Source organism: Streptomyces sp. NPDC050548 (assembly GCF_044457385.1).
Classification (GTDB): domain Bacteria; phylum Actinomycetota; class Actinomycetes; order Streptomycetales; family Streptomycetaceae; genus Streptomyces.
In genome coordinates this window covers 144,558-164,616 of the sequence record NZ_JBITGV010000020.1, presented here as the reverse complement: position 1 = coordinate 164,616, position 20,059 = coordinate 144,558, and the positions used below count along the sequence as shown (strand labels likewise).

The 20,059-nt window shown below is 69.8% G+C and carries 16 protein-coding genes and 1 pseudogene; 10 read left to right on the top strand and 7 right to left on the bottom strand.

What is annotated here, in order from left to right; translation table 11 throughout:
* Positions 1-43: 43 nt before the first annotated feature.
* The 4 genes and pseudogenes from ACIBJH_RS40035 to ACIBJH_RS40020 all read right to left on the bottom strand — a co-directional run.
* Positions 44-163 (bottom strand): annotated as a pseudogene (locus tag ACIBJH_RS40035) (disulfide bond formation protein DsbA); the annotation flags it as partial.
* A gap of 47 nt (positions 164-210) precedes the next feature.
* Complete coding sequence (locus ACIBJH_RS40030; protein ID WP_399121856.1) at positions 211-843, bottom strand: TIGR03086 family metal-binding protein; 633 nt, start codon at positions 841-843, stop codon at positions 211-213.
* 25 nt (positions 844-868) lie between these two features.
* Positions 869-1,891 carry a ketopantoate reductase family protein gene (locus ACIBJH_RS40025; protein ID WP_399121855.1) on the bottom strand — a complete coding sequence of 341 codons (1,023 nt, stop codon included), beginning with the start codon at positions 1,889-1,891 and terminating at the stop codon, positions 869-871.
* A 46-nt stretch (positions 1,892-1,937) separates the two neighbouring features.
* Positions 1,938-2,486 (bottom strand): DUF1697 domain-containing protein, encoded by a 549-nt coding sequence (locus ACIBJH_RS40020; RefSeq protein WP_399121854.1) that lies wholly within the window; start codon positions 2,484-2,486, stop codon positions 1,938-1,940.
* A 399-nt stretch (positions 2,487-2,885) separates the two neighbouring features.
* Here ACIBJH_RS40020 and ACIBJH_RS40015 point away from each other — a divergent pair, with 399 nt between their 5' ends.
* The 10 genes from ACIBJH_RS40015 (at position 2,886) to ACIBJH_RS39970 (ending at position 16,835) form a co-directional block, all read left to right on the top strand.
* Positions 2,886-5,129 carry an MMPL family transporter gene (locus ACIBJH_RS40015; protein ID WP_399121853.1) on the top strand — a complete coding sequence of 748 codons (2,244 nt, stop codon included), beginning with the start codon at positions 2,886-2,888 and terminating at the stop codon, positions 5,127-5,129.
* A 959-nt stretch (positions 5,130-6,088) separates the two neighbouring features.
* Complete coding sequence (locus ACIBJH_RS40010) at positions 6,089-6,970, top strand: 2-dehydropantoate 2-reductase N-terminal domain-containing protein (protein WP_399121852.1); 882 nt, start codon at positions 6,089-6,091, stop codon at positions 6,968-6,970.
* Positions 6,971-7,230: 260 nt separating this feature from the next.
* Entirely contained in the window at positions 7,231-8,472 is a 1,242-nt protein-coding gene (locus ACIBJH_RS40005; RefSeq protein ID WP_399121851.1) for a glycosyltransferase, read from the top strand.
* Positions 8,469-10,268 carry a right-handed parallel beta-helix repeat-containing protein gene (locus ACIBJH_RS40000; RefSeq protein ID WP_399121850.1) on the top strand — a complete coding sequence of 600 codons (1,800 nt, stop codon included), beginning with the start codon at positions 8,469-8,471 and terminating at the stop codon, positions 10,266-10,268. The genes ACIBJH_RS40005 and ACIBJH_RS40000 overlap by 4 nt, the downstream gene beginning before the upstream one ends.
* A gap of 81 nt (positions 10,269-10,349) precedes the next feature.
* Positions 10,350-11,240 carry a polysaccharide lyase gene (locus tag ACIBJH_RS39995; protein WP_399121849.1) on the top strand — a complete coding sequence of 297 codons (891 nt, stop codon included), beginning with the start codon at positions 10,350-10,352 and terminating at the stop codon, positions 11,238-11,240.
* A 57-nt stretch (positions 11,241-11,297) separates the two neighbouring features.
* Positions 11,298-12,059 carry an NDP-sugar synthase gene (locus tag ACIBJH_RS39990; RefSeq protein WP_399121848.1) on the top strand — a complete coding sequence of 254 codons (762 nt, stop codon included), beginning with the start codon at positions 11,298-11,300 and terminating at the stop codon, positions 12,057-12,059.
* Between the two features lie 51 nt (positions 12,060-12,110).
* Positions 12,111-12,320, top strand: coding sequence for a hypothetical protein (locus ACIBJH_RS39985; RefSeq protein WP_399121847.1), 210 nt, complete (start codon positions 12,111-12,113; stop codon positions 12,318-12,320).
* On the top strand, positions 12,317-12,742 hold the full coding sequence (locus tag ACIBJH_RS39980; RefSeq protein WP_399121846.1) for a hypothetical protein: 426 nt from the start codon (positions 12,317-12,319) through the stop codon (positions 12,740-12,742). Before ACIBJH_RS39985 ends, ACIBJH_RS39980 begins: the two co-directional genes overlap by 4 nt.
* Before the next feature lie 186 nt (positions 12,743-12,928).
* The gene (locus tag ACIBJH_RS39975) at positions 12,929-13,783 is read left to right on the top strand and encodes a hypothetical protein (RefSeq protein ID WP_399121845.1); all 855 of its coding nucleotides are present in this window, start codon (positions 12,929-12,931) and stop codon (positions 13,781-13,783) included.
* Positions 13,773-16,835: an AAA family ATPase gene (locus tag ACIBJH_RS39970; protein WP_399121844.1), complete on the top strand. Its 3,063-nt coding sequence runs from the start codon at positions 13,773-13,775 to the stop codon at positions 16,833-16,835. Before ACIBJH_RS39975 ends, ACIBJH_RS39970 begins: the two co-directional genes overlap by 11 nt.
* 32 nt (positions 16,836-16,867) lie before the next feature.
* Here ACIBJH_RS39970 and ACIBJH_RS39965 read toward each other — a convergent pair whose 3' ends face one another.
* The 3 genes from ACIBJH_RS39965 to ACIBJH_RS39955 are packed head-to-tail and all read right to left on the bottom strand — an operon-like array spanning position 16,868 to position 19,937.
* Entirely contained in the window at positions 16,868-18,157 is a 1,290-nt protein-coding gene (locus tag ACIBJH_RS39965; RefSeq protein WP_399121843.1) for an ABC transporter substrate-binding protein, read from the bottom strand.
* Complete coding sequence (locus ACIBJH_RS39960; protein WP_399121842.1) at positions 18,157-18,990, bottom strand: carbohydrate ABC transporter permease; 834 nt, start codon at positions 18,988-18,990, stop codon at positions 18,157-18,159. Before ACIBJH_RS39960 ends, ACIBJH_RS39965 begins: the two co-directional genes overlap by 1 nt.
* Positions 18,987-19,937 (bottom strand): carbohydrate ABC transporter permease, encoded by a 951-nt coding sequence (locus ACIBJH_RS39955; RefSeq protein ID WP_399121841.1) that lies wholly within the window; start codon positions 19,935-19,937, stop codon positions 18,987-18,989. Before ACIBJH_RS39955 ends, ACIBJH_RS39960 begins: the two co-directional genes overlap by 4 nt.
* Positions 19,938-20,059: the final 122 nt, after the last annotated feature.

Here is a 20,059-nt window from a genome sequence, read left to right as displayed (position 1 = left end):
CACTCGTCGCGTTTATGTCACTGCGCGACTTCAACTCACCGGTTCAGTCGAAGAACAGTCCCCCGGCACGCGTCCGCTTCAGCTCGAAGAGGTCGGGGTGCGTGGCCAACACCCGGAAACTGTCGAAGAGTTCGGCGGCCTTCGCGCCGCGCGGAATGGCCCGCGGGCGCTCGCGCTCGACCTCCAGCAGCGACCCGATCACTCGTCTTTTCAGTGGTCCGATTTGCTCATGGCCCGTTGCCTCGGGTCCCGTCCGCTGGACGCGAGGGCCCGTTCGAAGACCGGGGCGTCGTCCGGTACCGGCACCGGGTCGGCGAAGCCGTCGTACTGGCGGTAGAGCGCGCCGTGCTTCTCGACCACGTCGAGGACGAGGCGGGCCGCGCCGTCCGAGACGCGGTACTCCTGGCCGGTGGCCGTGGCGACGTCCCAGCCGTGCACCGCCAGCTCCTTGATGATCATCGGGGCGAGTTCACCGGCCGGCATCTTCGCCATGCCGAGGTCGATCTCGCCCTCCCACACCGCCGGGTCGGCCCAGGCGGCGACGGCCCGGTCCAGCTGGGCGGCGTAGGCCTCCGCCCAGTCCGGGTCGGCGGTGAAGTCGCGGGCGGTCAGCTCCTCGGAGAGCTGCTTGCGCAGGGCGCGGTGCTCCAGGCCGTGCGAGGTGTAGAGGACCCAGTGGTTGACCATGGCGCGGACGTCCCAGTCGGGACAGTGCGTCGGGTCGTCGAGCTGTGTCGTACGGACACCGCGCGCGACACGGGCCGCCTCGGTGGCGCATTCGATCATGTACGGGTGCAGGTCGTGGTGGTTCGTTTCGTCCGGGTGCAGGTCGTCGTTGGTCATGCATCCCACGCTAGGCAGCGCGCCGTCAGGACTCTTGAACAAACGCGACGGCCTCGTCGGCGAGGCGGACCAGCTCGTCGAACGGCAGCGAACCGGCCGCCCTGCGCTCGCGCGCGAAGCCGTTGGCCAGCCGTTGCAGCAGGTCGTTGAGTGGTGTCGGTACGCCGTGCAGCCGCCCCAGCAGCGCGATCTCGCCGTTGAGGTAGTCGGCCTCGATGGTGCCGGTGCCCCGGTTCAGCGACTGCCAGGAGGAGCCGCCGCCGCGCGGTGCGCCTTCGACCTCCGCCAGCTGGATCCTGTCGCCGCGCGCCTCCTTCTCCTCCTCGGCGCTCGCGTACGCGACACCGGCCGCGTCGAGTACGGCCACGCCCTCGGCCCGCACCCGCCCGTAGAACGCGAAGCTCTCCTCGCTGCCGAGCGGCCCGGAGACCGCCTCGATCGCGTTGGCGAGGTTGCCGAGGAGCTTGGAGTACTGCCAGCGCGTCACGTCGGGCACGACCGGCGCCTCGAACCGCGACTTCTCCAGGTCGGCCGCGATCAGCCGGGCGGTCTCGTCGGTGCCGTGCGGATAACGGCCCAGGTGCAGGATGCCGGTGAGGGGAGCGCCCTCCGCGGCGACCACGCCGGGCTCGACGAAGGACGCGGGCAGCCACACGCAGACGCCGTACACCCGCCGGAAGCGGCGCAGCGCCAGGCGCTGGCTCTCCACCCCGTTCTGCGCGCAGACGACGGGCAGCCGCTCGGCCGCCGTGCCGCCGCCGGCGACCGGCGCGGGTCCCCAGGCCGCGAGCGCGGCCTCGCTGTCCTGTGTCTTCACGGCGAGCAGGAGTATGTCGTCGGGCCTCAACTCGCCCAGTTCTGCGGGCTGTTCGACGACCGGCAGCCGGTACGTCGACTCCCCGTCCGGCACCTTGAGCCACAGCCCGTGCTCGGCCAGCGCCGCCCGTTGCGCACCCCGCGCGACGAGGACGACCTCGCACCCCACCTCGGCCAGCCGGCCACCGATGGCCCCGCCGACCGCCCCTGCTCCGATGATGATGTAGCGCATGGGGACGAGCCTCGCACAGCGTGGATCTCTCCCTCCAGGAGGGATCTCAACCGCCGGTCAGCTCCACCAGTTTGAGCACGGTGTTCCAGTTCCGGGTGGTGGCGATCAGCCCCTTGTTCAGGCGCGGCCTGGCCAGCTCGACGGCGAGCTTGGAGCGGCCGAGGCCGTCGGGGACGTAGAGGTACAGCGCGCGGTCGCCGAGGCGGAACTCCTCGGGGAGGAAGGCGGATTGGTCGATTTCCGCGAAGCGGTCCTCGGCGACCGGCTGCGAGCAGTAGGTGACGTGGAGCTGCTTGGCCTCCAACTCGGCGGCCGGGAACGGGCAGTTGTCGGCGATGGCCTTCAGGTAGACGTGGTCGCGGACGACGACGTCGACCGTGAAGCCGAACCGCTCCTCGACGGCCCGGGCGATCTCCGCCGCGTGGGACTCCTCGTCCCCGTGACCGCTCGTGAACACGGCCTGGCCGCTCTGGAGGTAGGTGCGGACGTCGTCGTGCCCGAGGCCTTCGAGGAGCGTGCGCAGCTCGGCCATCGGGAGCTTCTTGTTGCCGCCCACGTTGATCCCGCGCAGCAGCGCCGCATACGTCGTCGTCATCCGCACACCATAGAGCGGCCTTCGTGCCCCGTGGGGGTGGGCACGACGGCCGCTTCATGTGGTGCGTGGGTGCGCGGAAACTCTGGCGGATGAGGTGGCTCCGGATCAACACCTGAGGGCACACCTACCAGCACCTGTGACTTGTTCAACAAGCTTTCCTAATAACAAAGCGGACCCCTGCCGACGCATCGGACACCCTGATCACCGCCCCCGAGGCGCCCGGATAGATGTAGGGGGCCGCCGTCCTCCCCAGTGGTGAGGGCCCGGGGTCCGTGCGGAGGAGCCGGGCACCCCGTACTTCACCGGTCAGCACGAGGGGACGTTCTTATTCCGCGCATACCTTCGATCCATGAGGTGGCGGCAGGGGGCTGTCACCGTGCGCAAGGGGGCAAGCCCGTCATGGGGAACGGAGATTCGCGGGTGCGAGGTCTCGCCGCCCGGGCCGGTGGCTGGAGCGCCCGGCACCGGTGGGCCGCGGTCGGCATCTGGGTGCTGTTCGTGGTGCTGGCGATGGGAATCGGTTCGGCGGCGGGCCGGGTGGACGTCGAAGAGAGCGACCAGCTGAAGGGCGAGACGCACACCGCCGCCCAGATCATCGACGACGCGGGGATCAAGGAACCGGCCGGTGAGACCGTCCTGCTCCAGTCGAAGGACGCGTCGGTCACCTCCACGGACAGCGACTTCCGCACCGCGGTCACCGCCGTCGTCAAGGCCGTCGAGGGGACCGGCAAGGTCACCGACGTGACCTCGCCGTACGACACGAAGACGGTCTCGAAGGACGGCCGGAGCGCGCTGGTCCAGTTCGACATGCGGGGCGACGCGGACACCGCGGGCGACCGGGTGGAGCCGGTACTGAAGGCCGTCGCCGGGGTGCAGAAGGACCACGGCTCGCTGCGGATCGAGGAGATCGGCGGCGCCAGCATGGCGAAGCAGTACAAGGACGCGTTCGGCGACGACTTCAAGAAGGCCGAGTACTCCGCGGTCCCCGTCGCCCTCGGCATCCTCCTCATCGCCTTCGGCGCGCTGGTCGCGGCGCTGCTGCCGGTGGCTCTGGCGATGACCGCGATCATCGCGACGATGGGTCTGATGGGCATCGTCAGCCATGTCCAGCCGATGAGCGACACCGCCAACTCCGTGATGCTGCTTGTGGGGTTGGCCGTGGGTGTCGACTACTGCCTGTTCTATCTGCGCCGCGAACGCGAGGAGCGCGAGGCCGGCCGGGACGCCGGGGCCGCGCTGCGGATCGCCGCCGCGACCAGTGGCCGCGCCATCATCGTCTCCGGTGTCACGGTGTGCGTGGCGATGGCGGGCATGCTGTTCACCGGGCTCGCCGAGTTCGAGGCGATGGGCCTGGCCTCGCTGATGGTCGTCGCGGTCGCCATGGTCGGCTCGGTGACCGTACTGCCCGCGCTGCTCTCGCTGTTGGGCGAGCGGGTGGAGAAGGGCCGCATACCGTTCCTGCGCCGACGCAGCCGCCGGGGCAACGGCGAGAGCCGGTTCTGGACCGCCGTCCTCAAGGGTGTCCTCGCCAAGCCGCTGGTCTCCGTCCTCGTCGCGGCCGGCGCGCTGCTGGCGATCGCCGCCCCCGCAATCGGCATGAAGACCGAAAACCTCACCCTGGACCAGGAGTTCGGCAACTCCCTCCCGATCGTGGGGACTTACAACCGCGTCAACGACGCCTTCCCCGGCGGCTCCGAACCGGCCGAGGTGGTCGTCAAGGCGAAGGACATCAACGCGCCGGAGGTCAAGCAGGCCCTCGCCGACTTCAAGGCGGAGGCGGTCAGTTCGGGTGCCTCGCTCGGCCCGGTCGACATCAAGCTGCACGACGCGCGGAACGTCGCCTTCGTCTACGTCCCGCTCGTCGGCGGCTCCGACCAGGACAAGGCGGCCAAGAGCCTGGAGAAACTCCGTGACGAGGTACGGCCCGCCACGCTCGGCAAGGTCGACGGGGTCCAGGCGCCGATCACCGGACAGGTCGCCGGTTCGCACGACTTCAACGACCAGCTCCTCGGATCGGTCGTACCGGTCTTCGCGTTCGTCGTGGTCTTCGCCTTCCTGCTGATGCTCCTGTCGTTCCGCTCGCTGACGGTCGCGATCACCTCGATCGTCCTCAACCTCCTTTCGGTGGGCGCCGCTTACGGCATCCTCGTCGCCGTCTTCCAACACGGCTGGGGCGCCTCGCTGGTGGGCGCGGAGGGTGTCGGCGCGATCGTCACCTGGCTGCCGCTGTTCCTCTTCGTGATCCTGTTCGGCCTGTCGATGGACTACCACGTGTTCGTCGTCTCCCGCATCCGCGAGGCGAGGCTGCGCGGCCGTACGACCCGCGACGCGATCCAGCACGGCGTGGTCACCACGGCGGGCGTCGTCACCAGCGCCGCGATCATCATGGTCGCCGTGTTCGCGATCTTCGGCACGCTGTCCATGCAGTCGATGAAGCAGATGGGCGTCGGCCTCGCGGCTGCGGTCCTCATCGACGCGACGGTCATCCGGGGCGTCCTGCTCCCGGCGGTGATGGCGCTGCTGGGCGAGCGCAACTGGTACTTCCCGAAGTGGCTCCACCGCCTTCCCGATCTCACCCACGACGAGGCTCCGGAGCCGATCCCGTCCACGGTGGCCGGCGAGGGCGAGCGCCTGCGGGTGTAACTCCCGCTGGCCGAGGGCCTGTTGGTTGCCCTCGGTGAAGCAGAGGCAGGCATGCCCACCGGTTCCGGCCCGTCCGGACCCGGTGGGCTGCCGCCATGTCCGGCTGCGGGCGACCCTGGCGGCGGCAGGTCGCACCGGGCAACACGCCCACAGATATTGACCTTTACTCCCGTATCCCCATCACCACCACAGGCGCCACCGCGCTCGGTGCCGGCCCGGACGTCCAGGCAATTCACCCCGGTCCGAGATCGTCAATGGCTCGCCCCGCTCGACACAACGCCAGGGTCTGTCACGGGGGCACGATCGTCGCACCCCCGGTATCGGCCCCGGAGCGGACCTGAGGCGCAACGGCACGACCGCACCGAGTCAACAGCACAGGTGGGACCGCGTCGATCACGCCCGCACGGCACCGCGCGATCACCGATTGCATGGGCCACCCGTCCCGGACCCGGCCGGAAAAGGCACCCTCGATCCCAGGATATTCTCACAGCGTTCTCATATGCCGGGAAATCACAAACGCCCTCCCTTTCAAATGACGCGGCCGGTGGAATTTCGCACTCCATTCGACAGAATTCAACCCGCCCAACCGGGTACGGAAAAGCAGGCTCCGGGCGATGCGGAGGATTGACACTGGGCCCCGCAATGTGGCATGGCCAGTCTCAGAGCAACACTTCCGCCATCAATCCGGAGTTTTGGTAAAGAATCTTCAAACCGGATTTGAGCTGCGCGTTCTTCGCTTCTCAGGTTGTGAATTTCAGACAAAAGCCCTCTCCTTGAGCCTCCAAAACCGGGTTCTCTCCATGGGCGACGGAACCCATTGACGGAGTGGTCCGTCTACTCCGGCGTGCAAGGTCATAACGGCGCTTCCTTTTCCCGTACCTCGCACTCATGAACCGTGCTCGCGGGCTTCTCCATTGCCCGCAGGCCGGTGTCGGACACTTCACAGGAGGTAACTTCGCATGGCGCGAATCTTCGTTGTGGGCTCGGGTGTCGTGGGAACCGCGACAGGCAGGGGGTTCCTCCACGCCGGCCACAAGGTGACGTTCATCGACGTCGACGAACAGCGGCTGGAGGCGCTCCGCTCGGAGGGCCTGGACGCACAGAGCAGGCTCGACCTGCGCGCCGAGCCGAGCTCGTTCATCATCCTCACGCTGCCGACGCCCAACGTCGGGCACACCTACGACCTCTCCGCGTTCGAGACGGGCACCGTGTCGGTGGGAGAGGCGCTGCGGGAGTCGTACGAGTCCCACGTCGTCGTGGTGCGGTCGACGGTTCCGCCGGGCACGGCGGAGCAAGTGGTGGAGCCACTACTGGAGTTGCACTCGGGCAGGACGCCCGGCGAGGGGTTCACGGTCGCGAGCAACCCGGAGTTCCTGCGCGCCGCGTCGGCGGTGGAGGACTTCCGGCACCCGTGGATGACGGTCGTCGCGTCCCGCAGCGTGCGGACCCGGGAACGGCTCGGAGAACTGCTCCAGCCGTTCGGCGGCGACATACGGTTCTTCTCGAACCCGGCCGAGGCCGAACTGATCAAGTGCGCGCACAACATCTACAACGCGACGAAGATCAGCTTCTGGAACGAGATGTGGCTGGTGACCAAGGAGCTGGGACTGGAGCTCGACCCCATCGCCCAGACCGTGGCACGGTCCGCCGAGGGATCCCTCAACCCCCTCTACGGCATTCGCGGCGGCACCCCTTACGGCGGGGTGTGCCTGCCCAAGGACACCCAGGGCTTCCTGGGCGTGGCCGACTCCATGGGTCTGCGCATGCCGCTGCTCAAGGCCGTGGTCGAGGTCAACGACCGGATGGCCACGGCGGCCGGCGAACCGGCCGACATGCGCTGACCACCGGCGCCACGCGACACGCGCCCCGCTTCCAAGGACCGCCGGGGCTCGGGTGCCCGGGGCTCTCGCCCCGCTCCGGGACCACCCCTCTTTCCCCCCTCTCCGGAGCGGGTGCCTCCTGCCCCGAGGCCGCCCCCGCCCGAGCCCCGGCTTCCGGCGCGCTCCGCGCGTCCACCGCTCCCCCGCACCTTCCCGGCCGTCCGCCCGGCACCTCTCCCCCGCTGCCCGTCGGCCGTGCGGGCCTCTTGAGAACAGGCTCCATGAACGGACTTCTCGACAACACCCTCGTTGATCTCCGGTACTACCTGATCTATCTGCCGCTGGGCGTCCTCGGCCTGGTGCGCTGGACCTGCTGGCTGCTGCGCCGTGCGCCCGCCGTCCTGTACAAGCCGGTCAAGAACGACTTCCGGCTCCCCATGAGCGTGGTCGTCCCGGTCTACCAGGAGGACCCCACGATCTTCGCCCACGCCATCGCGTCCTGGCTGGCGAACGACGTCGAGGAGGTCATCCTCGTCATCGACGCGACCGATCACGCGTGCCAGGACATCGCCGCGCGCTATCCGGTGACCGTCGTCGTCACCGACGTCCCCGGCAAACGTGATGCCCTGGTGCGCGGCTGGGAGGCGGCGAGCACGGACCTGGTCGCCCTCGTCGACTCCGACACCATCTGGGCCCACGACGTGGCGGCCGAGACCTGCATGCCCTTCGCCGATCCGAGGATCGGCGGGGTGGGCACCCGGCAGAACGTCTACAACCCGCAGGGCTTCCTTCAACGGGTCAACGACATGTTCCTCGACTACCGGTACTTCGACGAAAACGCTTCGCAGAGTGTGATGGGCCGGGCCGTCTCGTGTCTGTCGGGGCGTACCGCCGTCTACCGCCGGGAGTTGCTGCTGGAGATCTCCGACGACTTCATGGCCGAGACCTTCATGGGCGTCCCGTGCATGTCCGGTGACGACAAACGGCTGACCACACTGATCCTGGAACGCGGACACCTGGCCTTCATGCAGCGCTCCGCAAGGGTCTGGTCGACGTTCCCCGGCACGCTGAGGATCTTCCTCAAGCAGCGGCTGCGCTGGGCGCGCAACACCTGGCGGTCGGATCTGCGAGCGCTGTCCCGGCGCTGGGTCTGGCGCCATCCGTTCCTCGCCTTCACCATGATCGACAAAGGGGTGAGCGGCTTCACCCTGCTCCTCGCCCCGGCTTTCATGACCCTTGCCGTGATCCGCCAGGACTGGTTCTTCGTCGCCTGTCTGGCCGTCTGGTGGTGGGTCAGCCGGTCCATGAAGATCCTCCCCCACCTGGTCCGCAAGCCGTCCTCGTTCTTCCTCGTCCCCGGCTTCGTGCTGGTCTCCTTCGCCATGGCCGCGGTCAAGCTCTGCGCACTCGCCACGATCCGCAAGCAGCGCTGGCTCACCCGTCAGGTCTCCGTCGAGAACGGCGTTGTCGTACGCACCAGCCAGAGCGCGGCACAGCCCGCGGAGAGCGAGGTGACCGCGTGAGGACCACCGCCATCAGGATGTCCATGGCCGTGACGGTGACCGCGCTCACCGCTCTGTCCGCCGTGTCCGCCGCGGTGGCCCCGGCGACGGCCGCGGATCCCGCGCAGTCCGACCTCGCCGCCTGGCAGCGCAACGGGAGGCCGGACCGGCTCGTCGTGATCCGGCCGGGTGTCGTGGACCTCGTCCGCCACGGCGTCCTCGAATCCCGCCGTACGCCCGGCACGGGGGATGTCCGGATGAGCTGGCTGGCCGCCAACACCGGGCCGGGCTGGATCACTCAGGACGGCGACGACCCGTCCGCCGTACGGGTCGGGGCGGCGGTGCTGCTCACTCCCGGGACCACCCTGCGGATCGGGCGGGTGACCAGGAAGGTGCTGTTCACCGCGGGGAGTTCCGCGGCTTCGGGAACGTGGATACGCGGCAGCAGGGCAACGCTCGACATACGCGACACCACGCTCACCGCGGCCGGCCCCGAGGGGGGCGACGTCGCGGACGACACGCCCGTACGTCCTTACCTCTACATGGGGGCGGGCGGCCGGCTCGACATCACCGACAGCACCGTCTCCGGTTTCGGGCTGTCCGGCCGGGCCCCTTCCCGGTTCTCCGGTGTCACCTGGGGGAAGGGCGGCACCGGTTCGGCGGTCCGCTCCACCTTCCAGGGCAACCGCACCGGCCTGCGGCTGGCCGGCTCCGCCGGGGTGCGTCTGGACGACGTCACCGCCAAGGATTCCGCCGAGGACGGTTTCGTCCTGAACGGCGACACGGGAACCTCTGTCACCGGGCTCACCGCTCGGAGCAACGGCCGCAACGGCGTCACCGTCGGCGGCACCGACGGGCGGACGTTGTCACGGGTCACCACCCGGGACGACAAGGGCATCGGGATCCGGGCCACCCCGCAGAACGGTCTCAGCCTCGTCGGGGCCGACTCCGGATCCGACCGGGGCGGTGGCATACGGCTTCTGTCCTGTGTGAACTGCGCCGTCTCCGACGCGACCGTGCGGCACACGAAGGTCGCGGTCTCCGTCACCGGCCCCGGCAGCCGGGTGACCGTCCACAAGCCCCGGCTGAGCGGTGGCCGCACCGGAATCTCGCTCGACCAGGACATCCGCTCCGCCACCGTCATGGACGGAACGGTGAGCGACTTCGCGCGGGGAATCTCCGTGTCCGGTCCCCAGGTCACCGTCACCGGGACACGGATCGACGGCTCCCGCACCGGAATCTCCGTCAACGGCAGGGCACATGATGCCGCCCTGCGCGACGTGACCATCAGCGACAGCCGGACCGGAGTGACGGCGGCAGCCACCACCACCGGAGTCTCACTGACCTCGGTGCGGGTCGAGAACGCGTCCGGGAAAGGCCTGGCGTCCGCGTCGAAAGGGCTGCGGATCAAGGGCGGTTCGGTCTCCGGAGCAAGCACGGCCGTCGATCTGGGAGCCCCGGCCCGCCTCGACGGACTGACCATCACGGAGGCGCACCGCGGGATACACCTCGCCCGGACGGTACGGGCGACCGGCACGGGACTGGACGTCCTCGCCGAGCGCAAAGGCATCGAAGCCGACCGCGGAGCCGTCATCGACATCACCGACTCCCGGGTCCGCGCGCCGCTGGCCATGGCCGGCGACGGGGAGATCCTGCGCCACGGCCACACCGAGGTCACTCTGCCGCCGTTCCCCTGGCTCGGCTTCGCGGCCATCGTCGCGCTCCTCGCGGCGATCGCCCTGCAGACCGTCCATCAGGTGCGCCATCGCCGCACTCCTCGGCCCAAGGTCGCGCGCCATGTGCGCAACACCGCCTGACGGTCGAAGCGGCCCCCGCACCCCCGGCCATCTCCCCAACACCCCATCACTTCCCCGTACTTCAAGGACAGGAGCGGCAGCATGCGCAGAAGGCGACTCATCGCGCTCGGTGCGACAGCGGCGGTCGTCCTGCTCGCCTCGTGCTCGGGTCCGTCCCCTGAGCACCGGGGCGACGACGGAAAGGGCGGCCACAGCGCCACACCCAGCCCCTCCGGCCCTCACCCCGGCACCGGCCTGAGCGACGACAAGGCCGGCGTGGAACGGTTCTTCGGGCCCGCGGTCCGGCCGGGGAACAGCGGCTCGTTCGGGCTGGCCCGGGCCGTGTTCCTGCCGCGGCGCGACAGCGAGTTGGGACAGGTGGTGCGCGTCCGGTACCCGGCCCTGTCGGCGAGTCCGACGGTGTCCCGCGACTACCACCGGCCGGCGGGCGGCGCACAGCTCTACCTGCCCCTGAAGTCCGGCCCGGCCGACGCCCTCCATCTGCGGTACTACGTCCGCTTCCCCCGAGGGTTCGACTTCGTCAGGGGCGGAAAGCTGCCCGGCCTGTACGGCGGCACCGTCACCAGCGGCCGACGGATTCCCGACGGCGACAACGGCCTGTCCACCCGCTACATGTGGCGCACCGACGGCGCGGCCGAGGTGTACGCCTATCTGCCGACCTCCGTCGAGCACGGCACGTCGCTCGGCCGGGGTTCGTGGCACTGGCCGACGGGCCGCTGGGTCTGCGTGGAACAGGCCGTCCGGCTCAACACCCCCGGCCGTTCCGACGGCACGATCGACGTGAGTCTGGACGACAGACGCGTCCTGCACGCCGGCGGTCTGGAGTTCCGTACGACGGACCGGCTCGGCATCGACGGGGTGTTCTTCTCCACCTTCTTCGGCGGCAGCGATCCGAGCTGGGCGACGCCGCGCGCCCAGTACGCCGACTTCGCCGGCTTCGCCGTATCCACCGGTCACATCGGACCCGTCTGACCCCTCGGCGGAGTCCGAATCCCCGAACCATCCGCTCAGCCATCCCCGGGAGACACCATGAACAGCACGCTCGACCCTGCCCCGACCGGCCCGGACGCGTCCCCGGTCCGTCAGGCAGTGATCCTCGCCGGCGGCAGGGCCAGCCGCCTCCGCCCGCACACCGACCGGGTCCCCAAGGCCCTGGTCGAGGTCGCCGGCCGTCCCATCCTCGAACACCAGGCGCGCTGGCTGGCGGCCGAGGGCATCGAAGACGTCGTCGTCTCCTGCGGCCACCTGGCCGATGTCCTCAAGGAGTACCTAGCGTCCCACCGTCTGCCGCTGCGGGTACGGGTCGTCGTCGAGGACGAACCCCTCGGTCGCGGCGGCGGGCTCAAGCACGCGGCGTGGCGCCTGCCGTACCTCGACCAGCGTTGGGTGGGCCTGAACGGGGACATCCTGACCCGGTTCTCGCTGCGCGACCTGGCCCGCACCCACATCGAGCGCTCCGCACTGGCCACCGTGGCGGTCACTCCGCTCAAATCGCCGTACGGCGTCGTGGAGTTGAGCGGCGACGACCGCGTCACCAGGTTCGCCGAGGCACCGGTGCTGCCGCACTGGATCAACGCGGGCGTCTACCTCTTCGAGCCCGAGGTGACCGCTCTGCTGCCGGATCTCGGGGACCACGAGGACACCACCTTCCCGGCCCTCGCCGAGCAGGACCGGCTGACGGCCTACCGGATCAACGGCTACTGGCGGGGCGTGGACAACGCCAAGGACCTGAAGACCGCGTCCGCGGAGGTGACGGCCTTCGGCTGGCTCACCACGGAGGAAGCCGCCTGACCGACGTCTGTGCCCCCTGCCCGCCCGTCCTCCCCGGAAAGACACCACCCCATGACCGACTACTCCCGTCTGGTCAAGGCGTACGACATCCGCGGAGAAGTCCCCACGCGGCTCGATCCCGTGATCGCCGAACGGATCGGCGCCCTGTTCATACGGCTGACGCGGGCCCCCCGCGTGGTCGTGGCCCGGGACATGCGCGCCACCTCACCCGAACTGGCCGCCGCCTTCGCAGCCGGGGCCAACTCCGCCGGGCCGACGTGATCGACACCGGCCGCGGCTCGACCGACTACCTCTACTACCTCCACCACGCCTCCGGCAGCCTGGACATGCCCGGCGCGATGATCACGGCCGGCCACAACCCGGCCCGGGACAACGGGATCAAACTGTGCCGGGCCGGGGCCGCCCCCATCGGTGGGGGCACGGGGCTGGAGTCGATCAGGACGTGGCTGGAGACCCACGACATCCCGGAGCCCGTCAACTCGCTGGTGGAAGTCAGGGGTGAAGGCCGGCTGAAGGTGGTCGGCACCCCCGTGGCCCCGTGGGCGATCGTCGGCCTGGTCGCGGCCCGCGAACCGACCCGGCATCCCGGTGCCGCGATCGTCCGCAACGTCATCACCTCCGCCCCTCCAACACGGAACCGCTGCCACGGCTCAACGTGGAGGCCATGGACAGGACCACGATGACCGAACCGGCGAGTGTCTGAACAACACTCTTTCGAGGGCCCGTTGGTCTCCGGGGGAACCAACGGGCCCTCGTTCCCTGTCGTTGCCCGCACAGACCACTGGTGAACTACCTGAAGTATCGGACGAGTTCACCTATGGTGTGGTCCGATCGACAACTCAGCGGTTTTGTGGTGAAGGAGGACACGGATGGCGAACGTGGTCACCGTGCACGGGGTGGGCAAGCAACTGCTGGGCGAGGAAGGCCTGCTGAAGGACTGGCAGCCGGCCCTGCTGGACGGGCTGCGGCGGGCCGACGGGCCGGAACTCGGCCCCGGCGACCTGTCCATGGCCTTCTACGGTGACCTGTTCCGCCCGCCCGGCCGCACTCTCGGCGTCGGGGATCCCCTGTACACGGCGGCCGACGTGGCGGAGGGGCCGGAGACCGAGCTGCTCCACGCCTGGTGGGAGGCCGCCGCCGCGGTGGACGACGGGGTCGTCGCACCGGACGCCAACACCCTTGCACGTACCCCTCGTTCGGTGCAGACGGCGCTGCGGGCCCTGTCGGCGTCCCGGTTCTTCGCCGGACTCACGCTGCGCGTGCTGGTGTCCGACCTGAAGCAGACCACCCGTTATCTGCTGGAGCCGGAGATCCGGGACGCGGCCCGGCAACGGGTGACCGACGCGATCGGCGCCGACACCCGGGTGGTCGTGGCCCACTCCCTGGGCTCGGTGGTGGCCTACGAGGCGCTGTGCGCGCTGCCCGGGCACGGAGTCCGGGCCCTGGTCACCCTGGGGTCGCCGCTCGGTATGCGGATGGTCTTCGACCGGCTCTCCCCCGCCCCGGCACCGACCGGGGCCTGGCCCGGCGACGGGCGGCTCACCTGGACGAACATCGCCGACGAGGGGGATGTCGTCGCGCTGGTCAAGGATCTCCGGCCGCAGTTCGGGCACCGGCTGACCTCCGTGCTCGTACACAACGGGGCACATGCGCACGATGCCACGGCCTACCTGACGGACCGGCTCACCGGCAAGGCGATCGCGGGAGGCCTGGATGCCCACTGAGAACGCCCCTCGCCGCTTCCTGCTGGCGACGGCGGTGCCCCGCTACCCGCACGCGTCGGGTCTCGACCGGCCCGAGCTCACGCAGGCCCGGGACGACGTCATCAAGCTGTTCACGGAACGCTGCGGCTACCAGCTCGTCCACACGCTCGGGACCAACCCCTCCGGCACCCAACTCAAGGACGCCCTGTTTGAGTTCTGCACCGACCCGGACCGCAGACCCGAGGACCTGGTGGCCATGTACATCGCCTCGCACGGCGAGGTCAACGAGATCAACAACGAACATGTGCTGCTCACCTCCGAGTACCACGGCAACCTCGCGGCCGCCCTGCCCACCGGGGAACTGGCCCGCATCGCCCTGCTCGGGACTCGCGTCCGGCGGTTCCTGTTACTCCTGGACACCTGCTTCTCCGGGCGGGGCGGCGATCAGCTCGTCGCGTCGGCCGTGCAGCAGATGGGAACCGGCTGGGGGCGGGAGGACACCGAGTCCGGGTTCGTGGTCCTGTCCTCCGCGCAGAAGCACGAGCTCGCCAAGTCCGGGGCGTTCCCCGGCCTGCTGACCCGAGCCGTGGACGCGCTGGCCCCGCAGGGCATGCCGGACCTGTCCACGGTGGTGCAGCACATGCAGGACGACCCGGAGAAGCCCGGCCACCAGCACATCAACTGGCATCTGGTGGGCCTGAACGGTGTCATCCCGCCGTTCCTGGCCCTGCCGGCCCCCGCGCCCCGGCCCGCCCCACGTGTCACGCCGCGCAGTATTACCCACCGGACCGAGCTCTTCCCCGGCGCCGAACCGCCCCAGCTGCCTGACATCGACGGCGAGCAGCGCCGCAAGGCCGCGCTGCACCTGTGGGAACGCTGGACGAAGAAGCGCCGGAGCGGGGCCCTCCTGTACGGCTTCTCGGGGATGGGCAAGACCGACCGCGTGGTATGGCCCCTGATGGACGAGGCCAGGCTGGAGCACAAGCGCACCACCGTGCTCGTGGAAGCCCCGGAACAGCGCATTGACACTCCCAGGCAACTGATCGCCAGCCTGCGTAAGGCGCTGGAGGCCACCGGCCGCTACGACCTGGCGGAACTCCTCGCGGCGGAACAGCGGCTCGACCGGGCCCTGACGACCCTGCTGGGCTGCGGGGTGCTGGTGGTCATCGACGAGTTCCAGCGACTGCTCGACGAGCGCGGCCGGCCGGTGAACCCGGTCGGGGACGACCTGCGGGCCGCTGTGGCGCCGGGCCGGCGCGGGGACGGCTGCCTGTGGCTGGTGTCCAACCAGAAGGTCGACCCGGTCTGGGCCATGGAATTCGACCCCGTGGAGCTGCCGCCGCCCTCGGTCGAGGAGGCCGTGCGGATCCTCGTCGGCGCCGGGGAGTCGGGCGAGGCCGAGGAGTGGTTCCCCCCGGAGCGGCGCGAGGAGGTCGTGCAGCGGCTGGGCCGCAACCCGTTCGTACTGCAACTGCTGCACAGCCTGGTGAAGCAGCGCGACTGGACACTGGAGGAACTGCTGCCGGCCAGCGAGGTGCCCCAGGCGCCAGACGACCTCAGTCTGGTCGAGGGCATCGAGAGTGAGCTGGTCGCCAAGGCGACCGAGCGGCTGACGCCGTCGGCCAGGGCCGCCCTGCGCAGTCTGTCGGTACTGACGGACTGGGCCGACCAGGACCTGGTGCAGGCGATGACCCGCGATCACGGCGATCTCCACGAACTGCGCAAACAGCTCCAGAAGCGGTTCCTGCTCCAGATCCGTACGGTCGAAAACGAAACATCGTTCTCCCGTACCACCCGTTTCCAGGTGCATCCCGCCGTACGCGAAGTCGTCTGCGTCCGCCTGCGCGAGGACGCGAAGGCCTGGAAGACCGCCCATGGCCGCGCCGGACGCTGGTACGCCCGTCCCGTCTACGCGAAGGACCCCTCGCGGTCCGGCGACCACCGGCTGGCGCTCGCCCTGCCCGCGGCCCGGCTCCACTTCACCGAGGGGAGACTGGCCGACGAGCTGGCACGCATGGTGCGGGCCGTCGGCGGCTACCTGGAGCGGAAGTACGGCAGGGGGCGCTACCACCACTCCCTGCCCGAGGACCCGGCGGAACTGACGGCCCGGATCGACCTGATGGAGGCCTATCTCGCCGACGGCGGCACGCCGTACACCCACCACCATCTGGCCATGCTGCTACGGCTCCGCAACACGCCCGGCGATCTGGAGAAGGCGCTGGTCCACGCGCGGGAGGCGACTCGCGGGCGGTCCGAGATGTATCCGTGGAGCCTGCGGCTGAAACTGGTGCGGGACGTGGAGGGCCCGGAAGCCACCGTGCGGGAGGGCCGGATCGCACTGGAGAACGTCAAGGAGCAGCGGTTCGCCATCTACGACGAGATCGCCAAGTGCCAGGTCCAGCTCGGCAGAGTGCCACAGGCGCTGGAGACGCTCCGTGAAGGGTGCGAGCGGGTGAAGAGCAAGGACGCCTACCGGCTCGCCGACCACGCCGTCCCCTACGCGGCCGCCGAACCGACCGAGGACCCGCTGGTGCGGACGGCCCGGTGGATCAGGGAGAACCCGGCTCTCACCGCCCAGGCCAATCTCGCGGACGTACTGCTGCTGCAGCGCCGCGGGCTGTGGCTGGACTCGGCCCGCACCGCGAAGCGGCACCGGACGGCTCACCCGAAGGTCATCAATCTCGCGATCTACGAGGCGATCGGCTGGCTGGGAGCGGGCGACCCGCTACGGGCGCAGGCGGCACTCGACTCCTTCCCCGACGGCATCCCGAACAGCCCCCGACCCAAGCCGCACGAGGGCAAGACCTGGCTGGCGTCTCTCATCGCCCTGCACGCCGGCAATCTCGAACGGTCCCGCGAGATGTTCGCCCTCTACCAGGGCGTCGCTCGGGAGGACAACACTCCGGAGGAGCTGCGGACGGCGCTCCTGGACGAGTGGGACCATCCGGAGACCAGGATGGACGAGTCCAACCCGGCCTTCGTCGCCCCGGTCCTGCCGCCCGTCGTCACCGGGCAGCTCAGCCTGGTGGTGCGCTCCCAGTACGGTCCACCGGTGCTGCCCGCGCGCCGGTGACGGATCGCGTCGACCGACCCGGTCGGCGTCCCTCAGCGTTGGTATCTCGCCAGTACCAAGTTGCCGTCTTTCTGCAGGCGTTGGCGTAGTTCGGTGAGGGTGATCGCGCCGCTGTAGTACTCCTGGTAGGCCGGGGTTGCCACCTTGTCCTTCCATTCCGGGTAGCCGCGTACGGACTGGGCGGGGGCCGAGGTGAGGTCGTCGGCGAGGGCTGTGCCGGTGGACCAGCCGTACTTCGCGGTGTGCAGGGCGGGGTCCTTCAGTGCCTGGGTGCCGGTGGGGAGCATCCAGTCGCCGAGGGCCAGGCGGACCATGTTCTTGGGCTGGAGCAGGAAGTCGATGAACTCGGCGGCCTCCTTCTTGTGCGGGCTGTCCTCGGCGACGGACAGGGTCTGCGGGCTGACGCCCTGTGTGAGTCCGTCGGCTCCGGCCGGGGCGGGCAGCACCTGCCAGTCGAAGCCCTTCGGCGCCTGCTGCACGATCTGCTGGCGGTAGGAGAAGCCGAGCGGGACCATCGCGTACTTGCCGCCGAAGAACCCGGGCAGGGTGTCCGAGCCGCCGCTGCCGAGCGTCGTGGGCGAGGCGCTGTGGTCCACGTCCGCCTGGTCGTGGATCGTGCGCGGTACGACCTCGTCGGCCGCGTCGAAGCGGACGGTCACCTTGCCGTCCGCGCCCCGGTGGAACAGTTCGCCGCCCGCCGAGAGGGACAGGTTGAGCGTGGCGGACACCGGCTCCTTGAGCGGCCAGGCCACGCCGTACTTGCCGTCGCCGCTCAGCCGGCGGGTGATGGTCCTGAACTCCGGCCAGGTCCAAGGGTGTTCGGGGGTGGGGATGCGTACGCCCGCCTTCTTCAGCCAGGTCGCGTTGGCGATCAGCACCCTCGGCTCCTGGAGGAACGGCACGCCGTAGCTGCCGTCCCCGAAGGTCGTCGTCTCCCAACTGCGTTGCGGGATGTCGGACTTGAGGCGGGTGGGCAGCAGGTTCCGGAGGTCGGCCAGATAGCCGCCGTAGGCGAAGTCCGCGAGGTCGTCTGAGGCGTCGTGGATGATGTCCGGCGCCTCACCGCCCTCGAAGGACGTGAGCAGCTGGTCGTGGACGCTGTCCCAACTGCCCTGTACGTACTCGACCTTGACGTCCGGATGGGTGGCGTTCCACTCCTTCACCAGTTCCTTGTTGGCGGTGACGGACTCCTCCTGCCAGGCCAGGGACTGGAAGCGGAGGGTGATCCTGTCGTTCGCGGAGCCGTGGTCGCCTCCGCTCGTGCAGCCGGCGAGGAGCAGGCCTACTACGAGGATGAGGGCGATGATCCAGCGGGGGCGCATCAGTTCTTCACCGCCCCGGTGAGCATGCCGCCCGTGATCCGGCGTTGGATCAGGGCGAAGACGAGCAGGGAGGGGAGGGTCGCGAGGAACGCGGCGGCGGCCAGTGGGCCGAGGTCGGCCACGCCCTCCGCGCCGATGAAGTGGGTGAGGACGACCGGCAGGGTCTGGTGCTCCGGGGTCTTGAGCAGGACCAGCGCGAAGAAGAACTCGTTCCACGCGGTGACGAACGCGAACAGCGCCGTCGCCACGATCCCCGGCGCGAGCAGCGGTGCCGTCACCGACACGAGGGTGCGGAGTTTCCCGGCGCCGTCGACCGCCGCCGCCTCCTCCAACTCGGCCGGTACCGCCCGTACATAGCCGACCAGCATCCACAGCGCGAACGGCAGCGACCACACCACGTAGACCATCACCAGCCCGGCCAGGGAGTCGATCAGCCGCAGGTTCTTCAGCACCAGGAACAGCGGGATGATCACCAGCACGAACGGGAACGCCTGGCTGACCACCACCCACCCGGTCGCGGCCCGTGCGAGGAGTGTGCGGCGCCGGGCCATGACCCACGCCATCGGGGTCGCGATCACCACGGCGATCAGCGCGGCCCCGAGCGCGGCGAGCAGGGAGTTCAACGCGGCGTGCAGCAGCGGCTGTTCGTCGAAGGCCTGGCGGAAGTTGGCGAGCGTGGGGTGCCGGGGGATCCAGGTGGGGTGCAGACTGCCCAGCTCTCGCGGGGACTTGAACGCGGTGGAGATCAGCCAGAGGAAGGGGAAGGCGAGGAAGACGAGATACGCGAGCAGGGCCGCGTACTGTCCGGCGCGGGCCTTGGCACTGGTCTTCACTGGTCCTGTCCTCCTCTCAGCCGGCCTACGAGGAAGACGGCCAGGAGCACCGAGATCACCGCGACCATCACACATCCCATCGCCGCCGCGTACCCGAACTGGCCGTAGCGGAAGGCCTCTTCGTAGGCGAAGAGCATGGGCAGCCGGGTGCGGCCGCCGGGGCCGCCGCTGGTCAGGACGTAGACCAGGGCGAACGAGTTGAAGTTCCAGATCAGGTTGAGCGCCGTGATCGCCAGCGCCACCGGTCTGAGAGCGGGCCAGGTGACCGTGCGGAAGCGGCGCCAGGCTCCGGCGCCGTCGACGGCCGCCGCCTCGTGGAGTTCGCGCGGGGTGTTCTGGAGTCCGGCGAGCAGGGCGACCGTCGTCTGGGGCATGCCCGCCCACACGCCTACGACGATCACGGCGGGCAGTGCGGTCGACAGACTGCTGAGCCAGTCGCGGCCGTTGCCGAGGCCGACGTCGTGCAGGGTCTCGTTGAGGACGCCGGCGTCCGGGTTGTAGACGATCCGCCACATGATGCCTACGACGACCTCGGGCATCGCCCACGGAACGATCGCGAGTGCCCGGGCCAGCCATCTCAGCCGCAGGTCCTGGTTGAGGAGAAGGGCCAGACCGAGGGCGAGCAGGAACTGGGGGACCGTCACCCCGACCGCCCACACCAGCCCGATCCGGAACGACTCCCAGAAGAGTGTGTCGTGCAGCAGGTCGCGGAAGTTGAGGGCGCCGATCCACCGCGTGGGCGCCGTTCGGCCCGACTGGGAGTCGGTGAAGGCCAGCAGGACGCCGTAGAGGAGAGGGCCGACACTCAGGACGAGGATCGGGATCAGTGCGGGGAGGACCAGGAACCAGGCCGCGTGGTCCGAAGCCCGTCGTTGCCGGCCCCGGCCGGGCGCGCGGCTCGGCGGCCTCCGTGCCTCCGTCACCGATACCCCCGTCACCGATGTCATGGAATCAGCCCCTTTGCGCGGCCCGGTCGGGCCCCGTCATGGTCGTGAACGCCGTGTGCCTCGTCAAGGCACCTCGCATGCCGTCCCACCTGTGCGAATGCGACACTGGCCGTCGGATGGCG

Excerpts from the sequence above, each read along its gene's own strand:
- ACIBJH_RS40005 (WP_399121851.1), top strand. The coding sequence starts at position 7,231 with ATGAACGGACTTCTCGACAACACCCTCGTTGATCTCCGGTACTACCTG.
- ACIBJH_RS40030 (WP_399121856.1), bottom strand. The coding sequence starts at position 843 with ATGACCAACGACGACCTGCACCCGGACGAAACGAACCACCACGACCTG.
- ACIBJH_RS40015 (WP_399121853.1), top strand. The coding sequence starts at position 2,886 with ATGGGGAACGGAGATTCGCGGGTGCGAGGTCTCGCCGCCCGGGCCGGT.
- ACIBJH_RS40020 (WP_399121854.1), bottom strand. The coding sequence starts at position 2,486 with ATGACGACGACGTATGCGGCGCTGCTGCGCGGGATCAACGTGGGCGGC.
- ACIBJH_RS39975 (WP_399121845.1), top strand. The coding sequence starts at position 12,929 with ATGGCGAACGTGGTCACCGTGCACGGGGTGGGCAAGCAACTGCTGGGC.
- ACIBJH_RS39970 (WP_399121844.1), top strand. The coding sequence starts at position 13,773 with ATGCCCACTGAGAACGCCCCTCGCCGCTTCCTGCTGGCGACGGCGGTG.
- ACIBJH_RS40025 (WP_399121855.1), bottom strand. The coding sequence starts at position 1,891 with ATGCGCTACATCATCATCGGAGCAGGGGCGGTCGGCGGGGCCATCGGT.
- ACIBJH_RS39995 (WP_399121849.1), top strand. The coding sequence starts at position 10,350 with ATGCGCAGAAGGCGACTCATCGCGCTCGGTGCGACAGCGGCGGTCGTC.
- ACIBJH_RS39965 (WP_399121843.1), bottom strand. The coding sequence starts at position 18,157 with ATGCGCCCCCGCTGGATCATCGCCCTCATCCTCGTAGTAGGCCTGCTC.
- ACIBJH_RS39985 (WP_399121847.1), top strand. The coding sequence starts at position 12,111 with ATGACCGACTACTCCCGTCTGGTCAAGGCGTACGACATCCGCGGAGAA.
- ACIBJH_RS39990 (WP_399121848.1), top strand. The coding sequence starts at position 11,298 with ATGAACAGCACGCTCGACCCTGCCCCGACCGGCCCGGACGCGTCCCCG.
- ACIBJH_RS40010 (WP_399121852.1), top strand. The coding sequence starts at position 6,089 with ATGGCGCGAATCTTCGTTGTGGGCTCGGGTGTCGTGGGAACCGCGACA.
- ACIBJH_RS39955 (WP_399121841.1), bottom strand. The coding sequence starts at position 19,937 with ATGACATCGGTGACGGGGGTATCGGTGACGGAGGCACGGAGGCCGCCG.